Origin of the sequence: Parvularcula sp. IMCC14364 (assembly GCF_030758415.1) — a bacterium.
Taxonomy (GTDB): Bacteria; Pseudomonadota; Alphaproteobacteria; order Caulobacterales; family Parvularculaceae; genus Aquisalinus.
The window spans coordinates 3228505-3244772 of record NZ_CP132334.1 but is presented as its reverse complement, the minus strand read 5'-3'; the positions used below and the strand labels follow the sequence as shown (position 1 = coordinate 3244772).

Annotated in this window: 17 protein-coding genes; 13 read left to right on the top strand and 4 right to left on the bottom strand. The window is 55.2% G+C overall.

The window, feature by feature from the left end:
• Nucleotides 1-125: 125 nt before the first annotated feature.
• Complete coding sequence (coaBC, locus tag RAL90_RS15290; RefSeq protein WP_306252183.1) at nucleotides 126-1337, bottom strand: bifunctional phosphopantothenoylcysteine decarboxylase/phosphopantothenate--cysteine ligase CoaBC; 1212 nt, start codon at nucleotides 1335-1337, stop codon at nucleotides 126-128.
• A gap of 156 nt (nucleotides 1338-1493) precedes the next feature.
• On the opposite strand from coaBC, the gene RAL90_RS15285 reads away from it, so the two are divergent.
• Nucleotides 1494-1910: a hypothetical protein gene (locus tag RAL90_RS15285; protein ID WP_306252181.1), complete on the top strand. Its 417-nt coding sequence runs from the start codon at nucleotides 1494-1496 to the stop codon at nucleotides 1908-1910.
• Nucleotides 1911-2111 (top strand): helix-turn-helix transcriptional regulator, encoded by a 201-nt coding sequence (locus RAL90_RS15280; protein ID WP_306252179.1) that lies wholly within the window; start codon nucleotides 1911-1913, stop codon nucleotides 2109-2111.
• A 23-nt stretch (nucleotides 2112-2134) separates the two neighbouring features.
• On the opposite strand, the gene ubiB is transcribed toward RAL90_RS15280, so the two are convergent.
• Nucleotides 2135-3640, bottom strand: coding sequence for a 2-polyprenylphenol 6-hydroxylase (ubiB, locus tag RAL90_RS15275; protein WP_306252177.1), 1506 nt, complete (start codon nucleotides 3638-3640; stop codon nucleotides 2135-2137).
• A gap of 8 nt (nucleotides 3641-3648) precedes the next feature.
• Entirely contained in the window at nucleotides 3649-4425 is a 777-nt protein-coding gene (gene ubiE / locus RAL90_RS15270; RefSeq protein WP_306252176.1) for a bifunctional demethylmenaquinone methyltransferase/2-methoxy-6-polyprenyl-1,4-benzoquinol methylase UbiE, read from the bottom strand.
• A gap of 222 nt (nucleotides 4426-4647) precedes the next feature.
• On the opposite strand from ubiE, the gene RAL90_RS15265 reads away from it, so the two are divergent.
• From RAL90_RS15265 to RAL90_RS15220, 10 genes are all read left to right on the top strand, one after another.
• A complete protein-coding gene (locus RAL90_RS15265) occupies nucleotides 4648-4959 on the top strand; it encodes an integration host factor subunit beta (RefSeq protein ID WP_306252174.1) in 312 nt (103 codons plus the stop codon).
• Between the two features lie 46 nt (nucleotides 4960-5005).
• Nucleotides 5006-5374, top strand: coding sequence for a LapA family protein (locus RAL90_RS15260; protein WP_306252172.1), 369 nt, complete (start codon nucleotides 5006-5008; stop codon nucleotides 5372-5374).
• A gap of 58 nt (nucleotides 5375-5432) precedes the next feature.
• Nucleotides 5433-6122 (top strand): phosphoribosylanthranilate isomerase, encoded by a 690-nt coding sequence (locus tag RAL90_RS15255; protein WP_306252170.1) that lies wholly within the window; start codon nucleotides 5433-5435, stop codon nucleotides 6120-6122.
• A complete protein-coding gene (trpB, locus tag RAL90_RS15250; protein WP_306252168.1) occupies nucleotides 6115-7353 on the top strand; it encodes a tryptophan synthase subunit beta in 1239 nt (412 codons plus the stop codon). Before RAL90_RS15255 ends, trpB begins: the two co-directional genes overlap by 8 nt.
• 30 nt (nucleotides 7354-7383) lie before the next feature.
• Nucleotides 7384-8991 carry an AbgT family transporter gene (locus tag RAL90_RS15245; RefSeq protein WP_306252166.1) on the top strand — a complete coding sequence of 536 codons (1608 nt, stop codon included), beginning with the start codon at nucleotides 7384-7386 and terminating at the stop codon, nucleotides 8989-8991.
• Between the two features lie 166 nt (nucleotides 8992-9157).
• Nucleotides 9158-9982: a tryptophan synthase subunit alpha gene (gene trpA / locus RAL90_RS15240; RefSeq protein WP_306252164.1), complete on the top strand. Its 825-nt coding sequence runs from the start codon at nucleotides 9158-9160 to the stop codon at nucleotides 9980-9982.
• Between the two features lie 75 nt (nucleotides 9983-10057).
• On the top strand, nucleotides 10058-11038 hold the full coding sequence (accD, locus tag RAL90_RS15235) for an acetyl-CoA carboxylase, carboxyltransferase subunit beta (protein ID WP_306252162.1): 981 nt from the start codon (nucleotides 10058-10060) through the stop codon (nucleotides 11036-11038).
• A gap of 3 nt (nucleotides 11039-11041) precedes the next feature.
• On the top strand, nucleotides 11042-12379 hold the full coding sequence (locus tag RAL90_RS15230) for a folylpolyglutamate synthase/dihydrofolate synthase family protein (RefSeq protein ID WP_306252160.1): 1338 nt from the start codon (nucleotides 11042-11044) through the stop codon (nucleotides 12377-12379).
• Nucleotides 12380-12453: 74 nt separating this feature from the next.
• The gene (locus RAL90_RS15225; RefSeq protein WP_306252158.1) at nucleotides 12454-12927 is read left to right on the top strand and encodes a GyrI-like domain-containing protein; all 474 of its coding nucleotides are present in this window, start codon (nucleotides 12454-12456) and stop codon (nucleotides 12925-12927) included.
• Nucleotides 12928-13010: 83 nt separating this feature from the next.
• Nucleotides 13011-13982 (top strand): fatty acid desaturase family protein, encoded by a 972-nt coding sequence (locus tag RAL90_RS15220; RefSeq protein ID WP_306252156.1) that lies wholly within the window; start codon nucleotides 13011-13013, stop codon nucleotides 13980-13982.
• A gap of 9 nt (nucleotides 13983-13991) precedes the next feature.
• On the opposite strand, the gene RAL90_RS15215 is transcribed toward RAL90_RS15220, so the two are convergent.
• Complete coding sequence (locus RAL90_RS15215) at nucleotides 13992-14663, bottom strand: pseudouridine synthase (protein ID WP_306252154.1); 672 nt, start codon at nucleotides 14661-14663, stop codon at nucleotides 13992-13994.
• A 249-nt stretch (nucleotides 14664-14912) separates the two neighbouring features.
• Here RAL90_RS15215 and RAL90_RS15210 point away from each other — a divergent pair, with 249 nt between their 5' ends.
• A complete protein-coding gene (locus tag RAL90_RS15210; protein WP_306252152.1) occupies nucleotides 14913-16235 on the top strand; it encodes a cytochrome P450 in 1323 nt (440 codons plus the stop codon).
• The last annotated feature ends 33 nt before the right edge of the window (nucleotides 16236-16268 follow it).

The window sequence follows — 16268 nt, the reverse complement described above, 5'->3', positions numbered from 1 at the left end:
CTCTTAAATACTATTACTCAATCTTCAATCGCCAGATTTGCAAGGTCGCAACCACAAGCTTATCAAGCGCGAACGCTAGCAGCTTATGCTTCTGCCGGGCAACACTTAAAGTTGAAACGCCATACTCAGCACGCGCGCTTGACCAGTTCATCAGCAATGTATCCGGCCAGCCTGTCAGCGACGCGGGCCTTGGGCATATTTTCCCAACTTTCCTCTCCGGCCTCGCTGAGAATAGTGACTGAATTATTTTCTCCGCCCATGGTTCCCGTTCCAGTTGACACATCGTTTGCGACGATCCAGTCACAGCCCTTGCGTTTGCGCTTTGCATCAGCATTACACAAAATATCATCTGTCTCCGCCGCAAAGCCAATGACCAGTTCTGGTCTGCCCACATCAAGCGATGAAATACTGCGCAAGATGTCCGGATTTTCCGTCAGCGGTATGGAAGAAAGACCACCGCGCTCCTTTTTGATCTTATGGTTTGTCTCTATTTCCGGGCGATAGTCCGCAACAGCGGCGCAACAAATGGCAACCTCTGCTGGCAGGGCGCCCATTGTTCTGTCCATCATTTCACGGGCTGTTTGCACCCGGATTATATCTACTCCAGGCGGTGCAGAGAGATCAGTTGGCCCGGATACAAGCGTGACGCGTGCGCCAAGGCGGGCAAGAGCCGCTGCAATGGCATAACCCTGCTTACCCGAAGAGCGGTTGGCGATATACCGCACCGGATCAAGTGGCTCATGGGTCGGACCAGCCGTTACCACTACGTGGCGGCCCGTCAGGCGACCATCTGACATAGCCGCAAAGTGCGCCTCGACAGCATTCGCAATCTCTACTGGCTCTGCCATCCGGCCTGGTCCGTATTCGCCGCAAGCCATATCACCCTCATCGGGCCCGACGAAAAGTGCGCCATCTTTTCTCAAAATGTCTACATTGCGCTGCACGCCGGGGTGCGTCCACATGCGCACATTCATTGCCGGTGCATAAAGGACTGGCTTGTCTGTCGCCAGCAAAGCTGTCGAGGCCAGATCACCGGCCACACCATTGGCTGGTTTAGACAACAAATCAGCCGTTGCAGGCGCGACAACAACCAGGTCCGCAGCGCGGGACAATTCGATATGTCCCATTTCCGCTTCATCCGTGAGGTCAAAAAGGTCTGTATAACATTTACCCCCGGTGAGGCTGCCAACTGAAAGAGGTGTGATAAACTCTGCTCCTGCGCGCGTCAGGATTGCTTGTGTTCGGATACCACGCTTCGAAAGTTCACGGATAAGCTCTAGTGATTTGTAAGCGGCAATACCGCCAGCAATGATCAAGAGTACAGATTTTGTGGTCATTTCTTTGCCTTAGATCATATCGGCTGATTTTGTTAGCCGAAACCAGTGGCCCATGAAAGCACTGCATAAAATAGAATGCATAACTTGACATAATGTATAGTTTTATATACTTATTGGATGTAAAGTTTTATATACATTTTGTATCGGGAGGGCCGTATGGAAAAGCAAAGCCTCAAAATCGCAACACGCCGCTGGATACGCGGGCATGTATTCTTATGGATGATTTACGCCGTTCTGGTCGCGATTGTTGTTCCCCGTATTATTGACCAGCCGACCTTCGAAAACTGGCCATTTCTGATGCAACTGTCTATTGCCATTCTACCGGTCCTGCCCGTCGCAGTATGGCTCTACGTGGCTGGCAGGTTTGTTTCGCGCTCCCCTGACGAACTGGGTGCACTCAATAACCTGAAAGCCACTGCCACCGCCGGGTGCATTACCGCGATAGCTGTTTTTGCCGCAGGCTGGGTTGAGTTAATCCTTAAAACCGGCCCTTTCTCGGCCTGGATATTTGTCGCTCTTTTTGGCCTGACCTGGATGCTGCAGTTAGGCCGCCTTGCGGTGATGAACCGTTAAATGAAAAACCGGCTCAAAATCCTGCGCGCAGAACATAACCTGACGCAAGCTGACCTTGCAGAGCGCGTAGATGTGACGCGTCAAACGATCATCGCCGTTGAAAAAGAGAAATTCGACCCAAGCATCTCTCTTGCTTACAAGATTTCAGATGTATTCGGATTACCTGTAGAAGACATATTCCTGAAGCCTGCACAGAAATAACCAATTACCACCGGCCAGAGAAATCAGGCTGTTTTTCTGGTACCTTTCTTCAAAGCATAAGCCAGATCATCAACCGTTTCCTTGGAGAGCTTGATCCCGCCATCATCGCCGGCATTGTCTATGATGGATTCAGCTACGGCAGCAAATTCAGGAAATTTCTCCGCCAGACGGAATGCAGCTCTGGCACCGCGACGCGCCTGCTTCGCCAATGCCTTGGGACCAAGGCGACCTGTGATATACCCCCGTACAACCGGGTCAGCCGCCTCCCACATGTTGATATGCGGATCAAGTGCACGTGCAACACCTTCCACGACGACCATGGTCCTCTGCAACATGACCAACTCGGGCCGAAGATGCATGTCGAAAACTTCTGTCACATCAAACAACTGCTGCAGGACGCGGGACATATCAACAGAGTCAGAGTCCCGTCCAAAAATCGGTTCCCCCACAGCCCGCAATGCTGTGGCAAAGGCCTCCACAGAATACTGAGCGGGCACATAGCCAGCATCAAAATGTGCTTTGGCGGCCATGTAATAATCACGCTGGATAAACCCGAAGATAATCTCCGCATATGTGCGCCGGGCATCTTCATCAAGCCGACCCATGATTCCAAAATCGATCAGCACCAGGCGTTTTTGATCATCGACCATCATATTACCCTGATGCATATCCGCATGGAAAAAACCATCTTCCAGTGCCTGCTTGAGGAAGGTCCGCATGATAGTGACGGCCAACTCACGGCGATCAATACCTGCCGCATCCAGACCGGCAAAGTTCATGACCGACAGCCCCTCGACCCACTCCACCGCTAATATGCGGCGGGAAGAGTATTCCCAGATGATCTCAGGCACATAAATCTCAGGATTATCGCTCAAGTTCTCCTTTAGCTCTGACGCAGCGCCAGCCTCCATCCGGAGATCCAGTTCAATCTCAGCCGCCTCTGAGAGAGTGTGAATAAATTTCACAGGCTCCATACGCCGAGCCGATCTTGAGAAAAATTCTGCCAGCTTTGCGCCAAGCAGAAAGGCCCGAAATTCCAGTGCAGCCTTGCGCTCGATTTTCGGGCGCAAAACCTTGATGGCGATTGTCTCTCCTGTGTGCAGGGTCGCCTTATGCACTTGAGCGATAGATGCTGCCGCTATCGGCTCCGAGAAATCAGCAAACAGCTCTTCCACAGGCTTACCGAGAGACGACGCAACCTCTGCCTTGGCAAGGTCACGCGAGAATGGCGGCATCCTGTCTTGCAATTCACCGAGATCATTTGCCACCTCAAAGCCGATCATGTCCGGCCGTGTGCCAAGCAATTGCCCAAATTTGACGTAAGCAGGCCCCTGCCCTCCCAACGCCCTTGCAAGACGCTGTCCCGGACGCAACTGCCTGTCGCGCGCGCCAAGCCGGGAAAGAGTCCCCAGAAACCGTAATGGCAGTGGCAACAGATGCGCATATTCCTTTGGTAACAACGCATCATAGCGGGCAAGGATGAGCGCTGCACGCGTCAACCGGAAGAGGTCTATGATCGTTGTAAACATCGGCGTTCCTATAATCGCCAGCCAGTATGCAAGGCTGCGATACCACCGCTTAAATTTTCGTATCCAACCCGCGAAAAACCGGCCCGTCTAATCTTGTCCGCAAACGCTTCCTGAGATGGAAAGCGACGGATGCTTTCCACGAGATACTGGTAACTCTCACGGTCATTGGCCACTTTTTCACCCAGCCAAGGAATGACATTAAACGAGTAGCTGTCATAAACTTTCTGGAAGCCATCCGTAATCGGGTGAGAAAATTCCAGGCAGAAGAAATGACCACCCGGCCTTAAAACCCGGTATGCTTCGGTTAGCGCCTGATCCATATCTGTAACATTGCGAATGCCAAACCCAATCGTATAGGCATCAAAACTGCGATCCGGAAAAGGCAGGTTCTGCGCATCACCACAGCTGCGCGTGATCTGACCTTTGGCGTCCTGCGCTTCATCACGTGTCCTGCCAGCCTTCAGCATCGCGTGATTGATGTCACAGACCGTTGCCGAAGCGGGGATGCGCCCCCGTTCTGGTCGCTCCCCGGCGCGCTTCAGGAAACCCAATGCAATATCACCTGTACCACCAGCCACATCCAGCAGGTGCTGACCTGGTTGCGGGTTCAATCTGTCAAGCAACAGGGATTTCCATACCCGATGAATGCCAGCAGACATGAGATCATTCATCAGGTCATAATTGTCGGCAACAGAATCAAAGACGGCACGCACCATGCCTTCTTTTTCTGTGGCGGGGACATCCTGAAACCCGAATGAAGCGGTTTGTTCTTGTGTGTCAGTCATAGTTCCTGATGTGGGGCGTCTTGCCCGGTTTGCGAGGCTGGCCTCTGAGAATTTTTACTGTTAGCACAGTTTTACCGTTGACGCCCGAGAGTCCTTTTGGCAGGGTCTGGTGACTTAAAAAGCGAAATAAATCAAGATGTTGCAAGCCTATCGTTGCACTGAGGAAATGTTTAAACAGCCCCTCCCAAAGTGGTGTGGACCCAGATACGACAGCCCCCTATCATGATCAAATCAGAACTGGTCCAGAAACTCGCCGACGAAAATCCTCATCTGTTTACCCGCGACATAGAGCGGATTGTTAACACCGTATTGAATGAAATCTCTGACTCGCTGGCAAATGGTGACCGGGTGGAATTGCGCGGTTTTGGTGCTTTCTCTGTCAAACACCGCGAGGCCCGTATTGGACGCAATCCACGCACTGGCGAAGCTGTGGCCATTGAAGAAAAGTGGACACCCTTTTTCAAGGCCGGCAAGGAAATGCGTGAACGCCTGAACCGGAAATTCGATGATGTAACACCGATCGATCAGGATTGAGTTACCGCAAGATTCCCCCTTGGAAACAATCAGCAAAGCATCTTAAATGTTGTATATGAGTAAATTCCTGTTTTCGACATTTTTGTTGCTGTTTGGCCTGATCTTTCTCGTCTTCCTTGTGGCCAATCGAGAGCCCGTGATGATCAGCCTTGATCCTTTATCCACAGAAGATCCTGCCTTTGCTTTTGGCCCTTTGCCGCTGTGGGCTGCCTTGGTGATGACTCTCTTTGTAGGCTATGTTTTTGGTGGTGTTGGCATGTGGCTCTCCGGCAAGAATACGCGCAAGAAAGCTTCAGAACGCAAACAGGAAATCAAGCGCCTGAAGCGTGAGATTGATGCAACGGCGAAAGCGCAGGCCAAAGCCCCTGTTGCCACGCCGGTTGATGAAGATCAGCTTCCGGCGGTCCAGCATTAAACTTTAGAATATGCAGCATTGGTTTGCGCCTGCGCCGTCACTGCGCTAGCCCGGTGTCATGAGTTTTCATATAAAGATTTGTGGCCTGAAAGACGCGCATCTGGTGGATGTTGCGATTGACGCTGGCGCTGACATGATCGGTCTTGTTTTCTTTCCCAAAAGCCCGCGCCATCTTGATGCAGAACAAGCCGCGCCTGTTGCGCTGGCAGCACGTGGCCGCGCCGCAACTGTCGGCCTTTTTGTCCATCCGTCTGACGGGATGCTCACGGAAACCCTGCGGCAGCTCCCACTGACACACCTGCAACTGCATGGCCAGGAAACGCCTGAGCGGGTGGATACTTTGAGAACACAAACCGGAAAACCGGTCATCAAGGCGATTGGTGTGTCACACAACCGGGATATATCGGCCAGCCGAGACTTTGCGGCCGCAGCTGATTTTCTTCTCTTTGATACTGCCAAAACAGCCGTAGCCACATTGCCCGGCGGCAATGGCAGTGCTTTTGACTGGTCGATCCTCACAGAAATCAGCGGTGACCTGCCATGGTTACTTGCGGGCGGACTCACCCCTGAAAACATTGCAGAGGCAATTCTGGCCGTAAAACATTTGCCGGGTTTTGCCGGCGTTGATGTTTCCTCCGGCGTTGAATCCAGACGCGGCGAAAAAGATGCCGGATTGATCCGCGCCTTTACATCACATGCAAAAGCCGCGTTTGCGGCACCCCAACCGAAAGCAGAAACACATGGCTGAATTGCAGCAGAACTCATATAGGACTGGTCCTGACCCGGAAGGGCGTTTCGGCATTTTCGGTGGGCGCTTCGTGGCGGAAACACTCATGCCGCTCATTCTTGATCTGGAGAAAGAATATGAGGCTGCAAAGGCCGACAGCGCATTCGCGTCTGAGATGGATTACTATCTCAAGCATTATGTCGGGCGTCCTTCACCGCTTTATTTCGCAGAACGGCTGACAGAGTTTGTGCGCCAGCAGGCTGCGACTGGCCATGGCGCAAAAATCTACTTCAAGCGCGATGAACTGAATCACACAGGTGCACACAAGATCAACAATTGCGTCGGCCAGATCCTGCTGGCCCGACGCATGGGCAAGACCCGGATCATTGCCGAGACTGGCGCGGGCCAGCACGGCGTTGCCACCGCCACGGTCTGTGCCCGCTTTGGCCTGCCCTGTGTGGTCTATATGGGCGCGACAGATGTTGAGCGACAGAAGCCGAATGTTTTCCGCATGAAACTGTTGGGCGCGGAAATCATTCCCGTTACCTCCGGCACCGGCACCCTGAAAGACGCCATGAACGATGCCTTGCGTGACTGGGTCACCAATGTGGCGGACACATTTTATATTATCGGCACAGCCGCCGGCCCGCACCCGTATCCTGCCCTTGTTCGTGATTTTCAGTCCGTGATCGGCCATGAAGCCAAAGAACAGATGCACGAAGCAGAAGGCCGCCTGCCGGATGTTATTATGGCCTGCATCGGCGGCGGCTCCAACGCCATTGGCCTGTTCCATCCCTTCCTGGATGACCGCGAGGTCGAGATGATTGGCGTTGAAGCAGCTGGCCATGGGGTCACGACAGACAAACACGCCGCCTCGCTGACAGGTGGCAAGCCTGGCGTCCTGCATGGCAACCGCACTTACCTCCTGCAGGATGATCACGGACAGATTGCCGACGCTCATTCAATCTCCGCCGGTCTCGACTATCCCGGCATCGGCCCTGAACATTCCTGGCTGCATGAGACCGGCCGCGTTTCCTATCTCTCGGCCACCGATGAAGAAGCACTGGCCGCGTTTCAGATATGCTGCGCGCAGGAAGGTATCATTCCGGCGCTGGAGCCATCGCACGCCCTTGCCCGTGCCATCGACAAGGCCCGCGAGATGCGCAACGATCAGATTTTGCTCCTGAACATGTGCGGGCGCGGTGACAAGGACATCTTCACCGTCGCTGACGCATTGGGCGCAGCCGTATAGAGACTGATTTTCACGGGGGACCCCTGCACCATGACCAAAGCTCCAGCCAAAGCCCCATCCGATGCAAAGGCGCAGGCGCCAAAGCGCAACAGTTTCACCCGTTTTCTTGATACCGTTGAATGGCTCGGCAATCTCCTGCCCCATCCGGTCACTCTTTTCGCCATTCTCGCCGTAGGCATTGTCCTCCTGTCCGGTCTGTTTGGCTGGCTCGGCCTTGCGGTCGTCGACCCGCGCCCGGCAGGGGCAGCAGGCGTTGCCGATGATGGCATGATCCGCGCCGTCAGTCTTTTGAACGGTGATGGTGTACGACGCATATTTACCAGTCTGACGACGAACTTTACCGGCTTTGCCCCGCTCGGCGTCGTGCTCGTTGCCATGCTTGGCGTCGGTGTGGCTGAACGCTCTGGCCTGCTGTCCGCTGCTGTGAGGGCAATGGTGCTGTCTGCGCCGCGCCATGTGGTCACAGTCGCGATCGTCTTTGCCGGGATTGTCTCCAACACCGCGTCCGAAGTTGGGTATGTTGTGCTCATCCCGCTTGCAGGGGCAATCTTCTATGCCCTTGGCCGCCACCCGCTCGCGGGCATGGCCGCAGCCTTTGCAGGTGTTTCGGGCGGCTACAGCGCCAACCTGCTGATCGGCACCATTGACCCGCTGCTCGCCGGGATCACGCAAGAAGCTGCCCGCCTGATAGATCCGGGATATGTGGTGGTGGCCACGGCAAACTGGTATTTCATGGTCGCCTCCACCTTCCTGATCACGCTGGTCGGCTCACTGGTGACAATCTTCATCGTTGAACCGAAACTCGGCACGTATGACACCTCCCGCGCTGACCCTGACATTCTCGACAAGCGCATGATGGAGCAACTGACGGGCGAAGAGAAAAAAGGCCTGCTCTGGGCCGGTATTGCCCTGCTGGGTGTCCTCGCCCTGATGGCGATCACACTGCTGCCGGAATGGGGCATTTTACGAAACCCCGACACCGGGGACCGGATCAATTCTCCTTTCTTCCGTGGTTTTGTTGTCTGGATACTGATTTTCTTCATTGTTACTGGCTATGCCTATGGACGTGTGGTCGGGACGATGAAAACCGACCGTGATGTGATCGACGCCATGTCTGCCGCGCTCGCCTCTCTCGGGCTTTATATCGTGCTGGTATTTTTTGCGGCACAGTTTGTAGCCTTTTTCGGGTGGACCAATCTCGGTGCAATCAGTGCGGTGACCGGCGCGCAGTTCCTGCAGGATACGGGCATGACCGGCCCTGCCGTCTTTTTCTTTTTCATCCTCATGTGCGCTATCATCAATCTCTCGCTTGGCTCGGCTTCTGCCCAGTGGGCGGTCACTGCCCCCATTTTCGTGCCCATGCTGATGCTTATTGGCTATTCACCGGAAACCATTCAGGCTGCCTATCGTATTGGTGACTCCAGCACGAACATCATTACACCAATGATGAGCTATTTCGGCCTTATCCTTGCCTGGGCAACACGGTACGATAAAAACCTTGGTGTTGGCACATTGATTGCCATGATGCTCCCCTATTCCATGTTCTTCATCCTGATATGGTCTGCTTTCTTCGTACTCTGGACTTTCGGCCTTGGCCTTCCAGTCGGCCCCGGCTCCCCGACTTATTACACGCCGTGAGATTACGCACAGATGCTGATCTGCCTTACCCTCTCTGGAAAAGGTCTGCGACGGATAATAGGTCATGGCAAAGGGGGGCCCATAAGTTTTTTTCGAGATTTTTCATCTCACGCCCTCCACGCACGCGGCCATTGCGCTTGACTGTCTGCTCGCCTATCACCGCCCGATGAGTCGTATCGCCACCCGTTTTGCACAGCTGAAAGCCGAGAACCGTGCTGCTTTCATTCCCTTCCTGATGGCGGGGGACCCGGACTATCAGACATCTCTCAAGCTGCTGAAAGAATTACCCGGAGCCGGGGCAGACCTGATTGAACTGGGCGTCTGTTTCACTGACCCGATGGCCGATGGCGCTACCATTCAGGTCGCCGGACAGCGGGCACTGGCTGCGGGCCAAACGCTGCAACGCACGCTCGATATGGTTGTTGCCTTCCGGGAAGAAGATCAGGACACACCGATCATCCTGATGGGCTATTATAATCCGGTCTACGCGATGGGCGTAGCGCCATTTCTTACGGCAGCGACACAAGCCGGCGTAGATGGCCTGATAATCGTCGACCTGCCACCGGAAGAAGACGAAGAATTGTGCCTGCCTGCTCAGGCGGCGGGTATCGATTTCATCCGCCTAGCGACCCCCACCACGGATGACGCCCGCCTGCCACATGTGATTAAAAATACGTCAGGTTTTGTCTATTATGTGTCCGTGGCGGGCATCACCGGCGGGGCCAGCGGCGGCTCGTCCAGCGTCTCCGAGGCGGTCAACAGACTGAAAACTGCGTCTGGCCTGCCCGTGGCTGTGGGATTTGGCGTCAAAACCCCTGAGAAAGCGCGGGATGTTGCCCGCACAGCAGATGCCGTCGTTGTCGGGTCAGCACTTATCGAAGCATTAGCAAAAACACTGGATAATAGCCCGGAAAACCCTGATAATGTCGTTTCAACTGTCAGGGAAAAGGCCCGCCTTCTGGCGCAGGCTGTGCATACTGCAAGAGATTGAACAGAATTTTGGCGGCGCGAGACATGACTTTTCCGCCTGCTGCCACCACTAAGAGGATATAAAGGAGCTTCTGCTATGAACTGGCTGTCGAATATCACACCGCCGGGGATCAAGAAGATGCTGCGCCAGCTCGATGATGGCAATGACAACAAGCTGTGGACCAAATGCGCGTCCTGCGGCGAGATGGTCTTCCATAAAGATCTCGAAGCGGCCCAGCATGTCTGCCCGGCCTGTAATCATCACATGGCGATCAATGCCACACAGCGCCTCTGCGGCCTGTTTGATGACGGCAACTGGGACAAGATTGAGCTGCCCGACGTGGTCGCTGACCCGCTGAAGTTCCGTGATGAAAAGAAATATACGGACCGGCTCAAGGAATATCGTCGCAAAACCGGCGAGAAAGATGCGCTGACCATCGGCGCGGGCAAGATTGACGGCGTTGATACCGTTATTGCTGTCCAGAATTTTGCGTTTATGGGTGGCTCCATGGGCATGGGACTGGGCGACGGGATTCTGAAAGCAGCACAGGAAGCCGTATTTCGTAAAGCACCACTGGTTATCTTCACTGCGTCCGGCGGAGCGCGGATGCAGGAAGGCATTCTCTCCCTGATGCAGATGCCGCGCACAACCATCGCAGTGCAGATGGTGAAGGAAGCAGGCCTGCCATATATCGTCGTGCTCACGCACCCGACTACGGGCGGGGTCACCGCCTCTTACGCCATGCTGGGCGACGTACATCTGGCAGAGCCAGGGGCGCTGATCGGTTTCGCCGGGCCGCGCGTCATTGAACAGACCATTCGCGAGAAACTTCCGGAAGGCTTCCAGCGCGCCGAGTATCTCAACGAAAAGGGCATGGTCGATATGGTCGTGCCGCGCGCAGAGATGAAGAAAACACTCTCTGGCCTGTTGCGCGTGTTCATGCGCCATGGCGTGAAAGCTGCCGAAATGCCGGATAATGTTACGCCCCTGCCGGTGATGACCGCACCCGACGGGGAGGCTGCTGAAACTGGCGCCGAGGTGAGCGACAAAGACGCACTCGACAAAGCCGCGGAATAATTCATGGCCGCAGATCCGGGTGATGTAGCGGCGGCTGATGTCCGCGTCCTGCTGGCGCGCCTTGCAGAAACACGCCCGCGCAAGATTGATCTTGGCCTCACCCGAATCCTGAAAGCGCTGGAGCGACTGGGCAACCCCCATTTACGCCTGCCGCCGACCCTGCATGTTGCCGGCACCAACGGCAAAGGCTCGACCATCGCCTTCATGCGGGCAATTCTCACCGCCGCCGGATTGAAAGTCCATGTCTACACCTCTCCGGATCTTGTACGCTTCAATGAGCGCATTGTGCTCGCCGGGGAAGAGATCAGCGACAGCGAACTTGCCCGGGTCCTCGGCAAGTGTGAGGCGGCGGCGGGTGATCTGGAACTGACATATTTTGAAGCCGTGACCTGTGCGGCCTTTCTCGCCTTTGCCGAAACGCGCGCGGATGTATTGCTGCTGGAAGTCGGCCTTGGCGGGCGACTGGATGCGACCAATGTGATTGAAGAACCACTGGCCAGCGTGATCACGCCTATCGGTTATGATCATCAGGAATATCTGGGCGACACCCTGGCGGGCATCGCCGAAGAAAAGGCAGGCATCATCAAGAAAGGGCGCCCGGTGATTATCGGGCCACAGCGCAATGAAGCGCATGACGCCATTTTGAATCGTGCCCTGTTGCTGGGTGCAGAGACCCATAGCGCCAGCGAGGAATGGCACGCCTTTGTGGAACAGGGACGCTTTATCTTTCAGGACGAGAATAGCTTGTCCGATTTATCCCTGCCAAGACTATATGGCAACCACCAGATAGAAAATGCAGGCCTTGCCATTGCAGCTCTGAGGGCTGCGGGCCTTGCACCTGATGACGAAAAAATTTCCGAAGGCCTGGAAAATGTTTTCTGGCCCGCAAGGCTGCAACGCCTGACCAATGGCCCGCTGGTTGATGCTGCTTATGAGCGCGCCCACGAGGATGTTGAAATCTGGCTTGATGGCGGCCACAACCCCCATGCGGGCCGGGCACTTGCAAGAGCCATGGCCGATCTTGAAGAGCGCCAGCCACGCCCGCTTATCATGATATGCGGTATGCAGAACAATAAAGATGCCGAAGGGTACTTCACCTGCTTTACCGACCTTGTCTCTACCGTCTTTACGGTGCAGGCGGAACACGCTGCCGCAACAGACGCTGACTTGCTCGCCGCCAAAGCGCAAAAAGCAGGGCTGCCCGCAACAGCTGCGGCCTCTGTCTCACAGGCCATGGCCGCTGCCCTGGATATCGCTTTTCGCTCCGGGGAAGGAGCGCCACGGTTGTTAATCTGCGGCTCGCTGTATCTTGCCGGTGAGATTCTGCGCGAAAACGCCTGAGGCCGGGATAAATTATTGCCCCTGTCTTTTGTCCGTTTATGTGGCAGTATTGACGCAACAATAAGGAGGAAAACATGACATTTGAACGCAAAACCCTGCCGGAGCAGCATTATGTTTATGTGGAACGTGAGGCATCCTATGCGGGCAACGAGATTGCGGAAGCCATGGGCTCCGGTTTCGGGGAAGTTTATATGTTTACGGAAGAAAATAATATGGCGCGACTTGCCATGCCGATGGCCATTTATATGGACATGCCAGCGGGTGACAAAATGACTTTCCGCACGGCCCTCTTCGTGAGCGAGGAAGATGCAGCCCGTGCTGAGGGAAACATCAAGGCCGCTACCATGCCCGCCGGTGAAGTGATGACAACCACCCATATTGGCTCCTATGCCACGATGAACCAGAGCCATCAGGCCTTGTGGAATCATATGGAAGAAAACGGCATTCCCGGCGCCATGCCTGTCTGGGAAATCTATGTTGATGACCCGACAACCAAGCCGGAAGAGGAAGTCCGCACCGAGATTTACAGAGCGATCGGACCATCCTGAGCCAACATATGCATTTTGCCTGACTGCACATCATGCTGGCGCTGAAAAGTTCAGATGTGGTATGATTACCTGCAAGGAAAATAATGGCAGCAGCAAATCGCATACGACCGAAGGATGTTTTTACCGACGCCGAGTGGGCTAAGCTATCGCGCCGTGATAACTGGCGCGGACTTGTTCTTGTCGCACATGCCTGGGGCTGGATCATTGCAGCCTTCGCGCTCTTCGCTCTGTTTCCCAATCCGCTGACCTTCTTGCTGTCGGTGATGATCACTGGCAGCCGGCAGCTGGGTGTTTCCATCCTCATGCATGAAGCTGCCCACGGCGCCCTGCATCCCAACCGAAAGATTAACGACTTTCTCGGCCACTGGCTGGGCGCAGCCCCTATCGGCGCCAGCCTCGCGCAATACCGCGCCTATCATCTCAAACATCATCAATATGTGCAGCAGCCTGAAGACCCGGATCTGGTGCTGGCAGCACCGTTCCCTGCCTCCCGTGACAGCTTGAAGCGCAAAATCATCCGCGACCTGACTGGGCAGACATTCCTTCGTCAGCGCCTTGGCGGCTTCAAGGCGCTGAAAACAGCGTCAGGCAATGACAAGGGCGCAGCAGCGAAGCAGGCCGAAGTCCTCTCCTCCAAGCGCGCCTTCCGCGATCATGCCATTGTCAATCTTGTGATCTTTGGCGTTTTAGCCCTCGCCGGTGTCTGGTGGATCTACCCGGCAATATGGCTTGTCGCCATGGCAACCTGGCTGCAGCTCATCACCCGTATTCGCAACATTGCCGAACATGCCTGCGTGCCTGACAGCGAAGACCCACTGGCCCACGCCCGCACCACCCATGCAAGCTGGTGGGAACGGTTTTTCATCGCGCCCTACTGGGTGAATTATCATTCAGAACATCATGCGTTCATGCATCTGCCCTGCTATCGCCTGCCTGCAGCGCACCGCCTGCTGGTAGAAAAAGGCCATAGCGCGCGCATTCCACAAAAACGCTCCTATCTGGACGTTTTGAAAGAAGCAGCCTCCGCCAGCACCTGCTCAAGAACTCTGGCCTGACCACCCTGCCTAAAACGGCACGGGTGAGGTAAATGTGACACGCCCCCCATCCGCCGGGTGGTGAAAAGTCAGTTGATGGGCGTGTAGCTGCAATCTTGATGCTGCCTTCTCGACAGATGGCGGCGCATAGAACCGGTCTCCCAGGATCGGGCAACCTTGCGACTGCATGTGCACACGCAACTGATGCGAGCGGCCTGTCACCGGGAAGAGCAGCACCCGGCTTGTCTCCGCTTCTTCTGCCAGCACCTGCCAGCGCGTCAGTGCTGCGCGGCCATTTGCATGGTCAACCATCTGACGCGGCCTGTTGGGCCAGTCACAGAGGAGGGGCAGGTCTATCTCACCTTCCGGCGCGGGTAATCTGCCTTGCACTCGCGCGAGATAGGTCTTTGCCGTCTTTCGTCGCTGGAACTGCATGGAAAGATTCCGATGGGCATCGGCCGTCAGGCCCATCACGCAAACGCCGGATGTGTCCATATCCAGCCGATGCACCGTTCGCGCCTCCGGGAACCAAGCTTGGACACGGGTCTCCAGACAATCTTTGTGCTCGGGAGCCTTGCCCGGCACACTCAACAAACCTGAAGGCTTGTCCAGCACCAGTACATGGCTGTCAGCATGAAGGACACTGAACCAGGGCGGGTGGGGTGGCACATATGTAAAGCTCGGCGCTGTCGCTCTCTGCATGGATAAAAAGCCTCGCCCGAAAGGCATATTAGTCATTTTGCACGACTGTTCATGGTCACAAAAGTGCTATAAAGTAAACGCGGCAGGTGGATGCACAGTAACTCTCCCCCTACTGTGTCCTGTCAGCCCCGCTGGTGAGGGCACGCCAGCGGGGCAGCATTTTTCATATTGAAATCTGCTGCCCGGGCTTTTCCCTTCCTGCCATACAGCCTAGATTCTTCGAGACTTCAGCCACAGGATGCCCGCCACATGCTTGATCTCGTCAGCACAACAGCGCAGGAAGATACGCCGCCAAAAGACCCGGCCTTCGCGCGCCACTATGATTATGTGCCGCCTGTGCAGCTTTCGGACTACATGGTCTATACCGAGGGGCAGCCTTATGCCGCCTATGCAGCCATGCGTGAAAATGCCCCCGTATGCTGGTGCACGGAGGATGAATTCTCAGGTTTCTGGGCACTGACCCGATATGAAGATATTCGCAAGGTTGAGCTCGACACGCAGACCTTCTCCTCCCAGCGCGGCGGGATCAACATGAATTATGGCCCCCAGGAGACGCGGCACCCCCTGCTGAACCGGGCCTCCTTCGACAACATGATTTGTCTGGACGCACCGGTTCATCTGCAGTTGCGCCGTGAGCACATGCCATTCTTCACGGCCAACTATGTGGCTGAACTGCGCCGCAAGGTAGACGCACAGGTTTCAAGTTTACTGGATGCCATGGCCGCGAAGGGCCCTACCCTTGACCTTGTAGAGAATTTTTCAGCTGAACTCCCCCTCTTTACGCTGAGCGAAATTCTCGGCATCCCTGAAATGGACAGGCCAAAACTTGTGCGCTGGATGCATTATCTCGAGCAGGCACAGGATGCACTTACCCGCGATGCTGTGGGCGACATGGACCCGGCCTTCATGTTTGAATTCCTGACCAACGTACAGGAGATGTTCGATTACGGACAGTCCATGCTTCAAGCGCGCCGGGCAGACCCGCGCGATGACCTTCTTTCCGCCATCGCGAATGCGGAAATTGATGGCGCACCCTTACCTGACGAGTTTCTGGACGGTTCCTGGTTATTGATCGTCTTTGCCGGGAATGACACAACGCGTAACTCCATCTCAGGGGCAATGCGCCTGCTCAACGCTTTCCCGGATCAGAGAGACAAGCTGGTGACAACACCGTCCTTGCTGCCAGGGTTCGTGCACGAATCTATTCGTATGGTGTCTCCTGTTATCTATATGCGTCGCACGGCAACCAGAGATACTGAAATCAATGGTCAGAAAATCGCCGAGGGAGAGAAGGTGCTGATGTATTACGCCGCGGCCAATCGCGACCCGGCTGTTTTTACCAATCCGGATCAGTTCGATATTACGCGCAATAATGCCCGGGATCATATCGCCTTTGGCCTAGGGCCACATGTCTGCCTTGGTCAGCGCGTTGCCAACATGCAGCTGGAAGCTGCTTTTGCACAAATTCTGGCGCGCTTTCCCGGGATCACCTGCACGGGCGACATGGAAATTGCGCCGTCAAATTTTGTGCACGCGATCAGCCGCCTTGAGGTCAATCTGTCAGAGCGCTGAGAGGCCTTGGTAATTGCGGTAGCACGATGTATA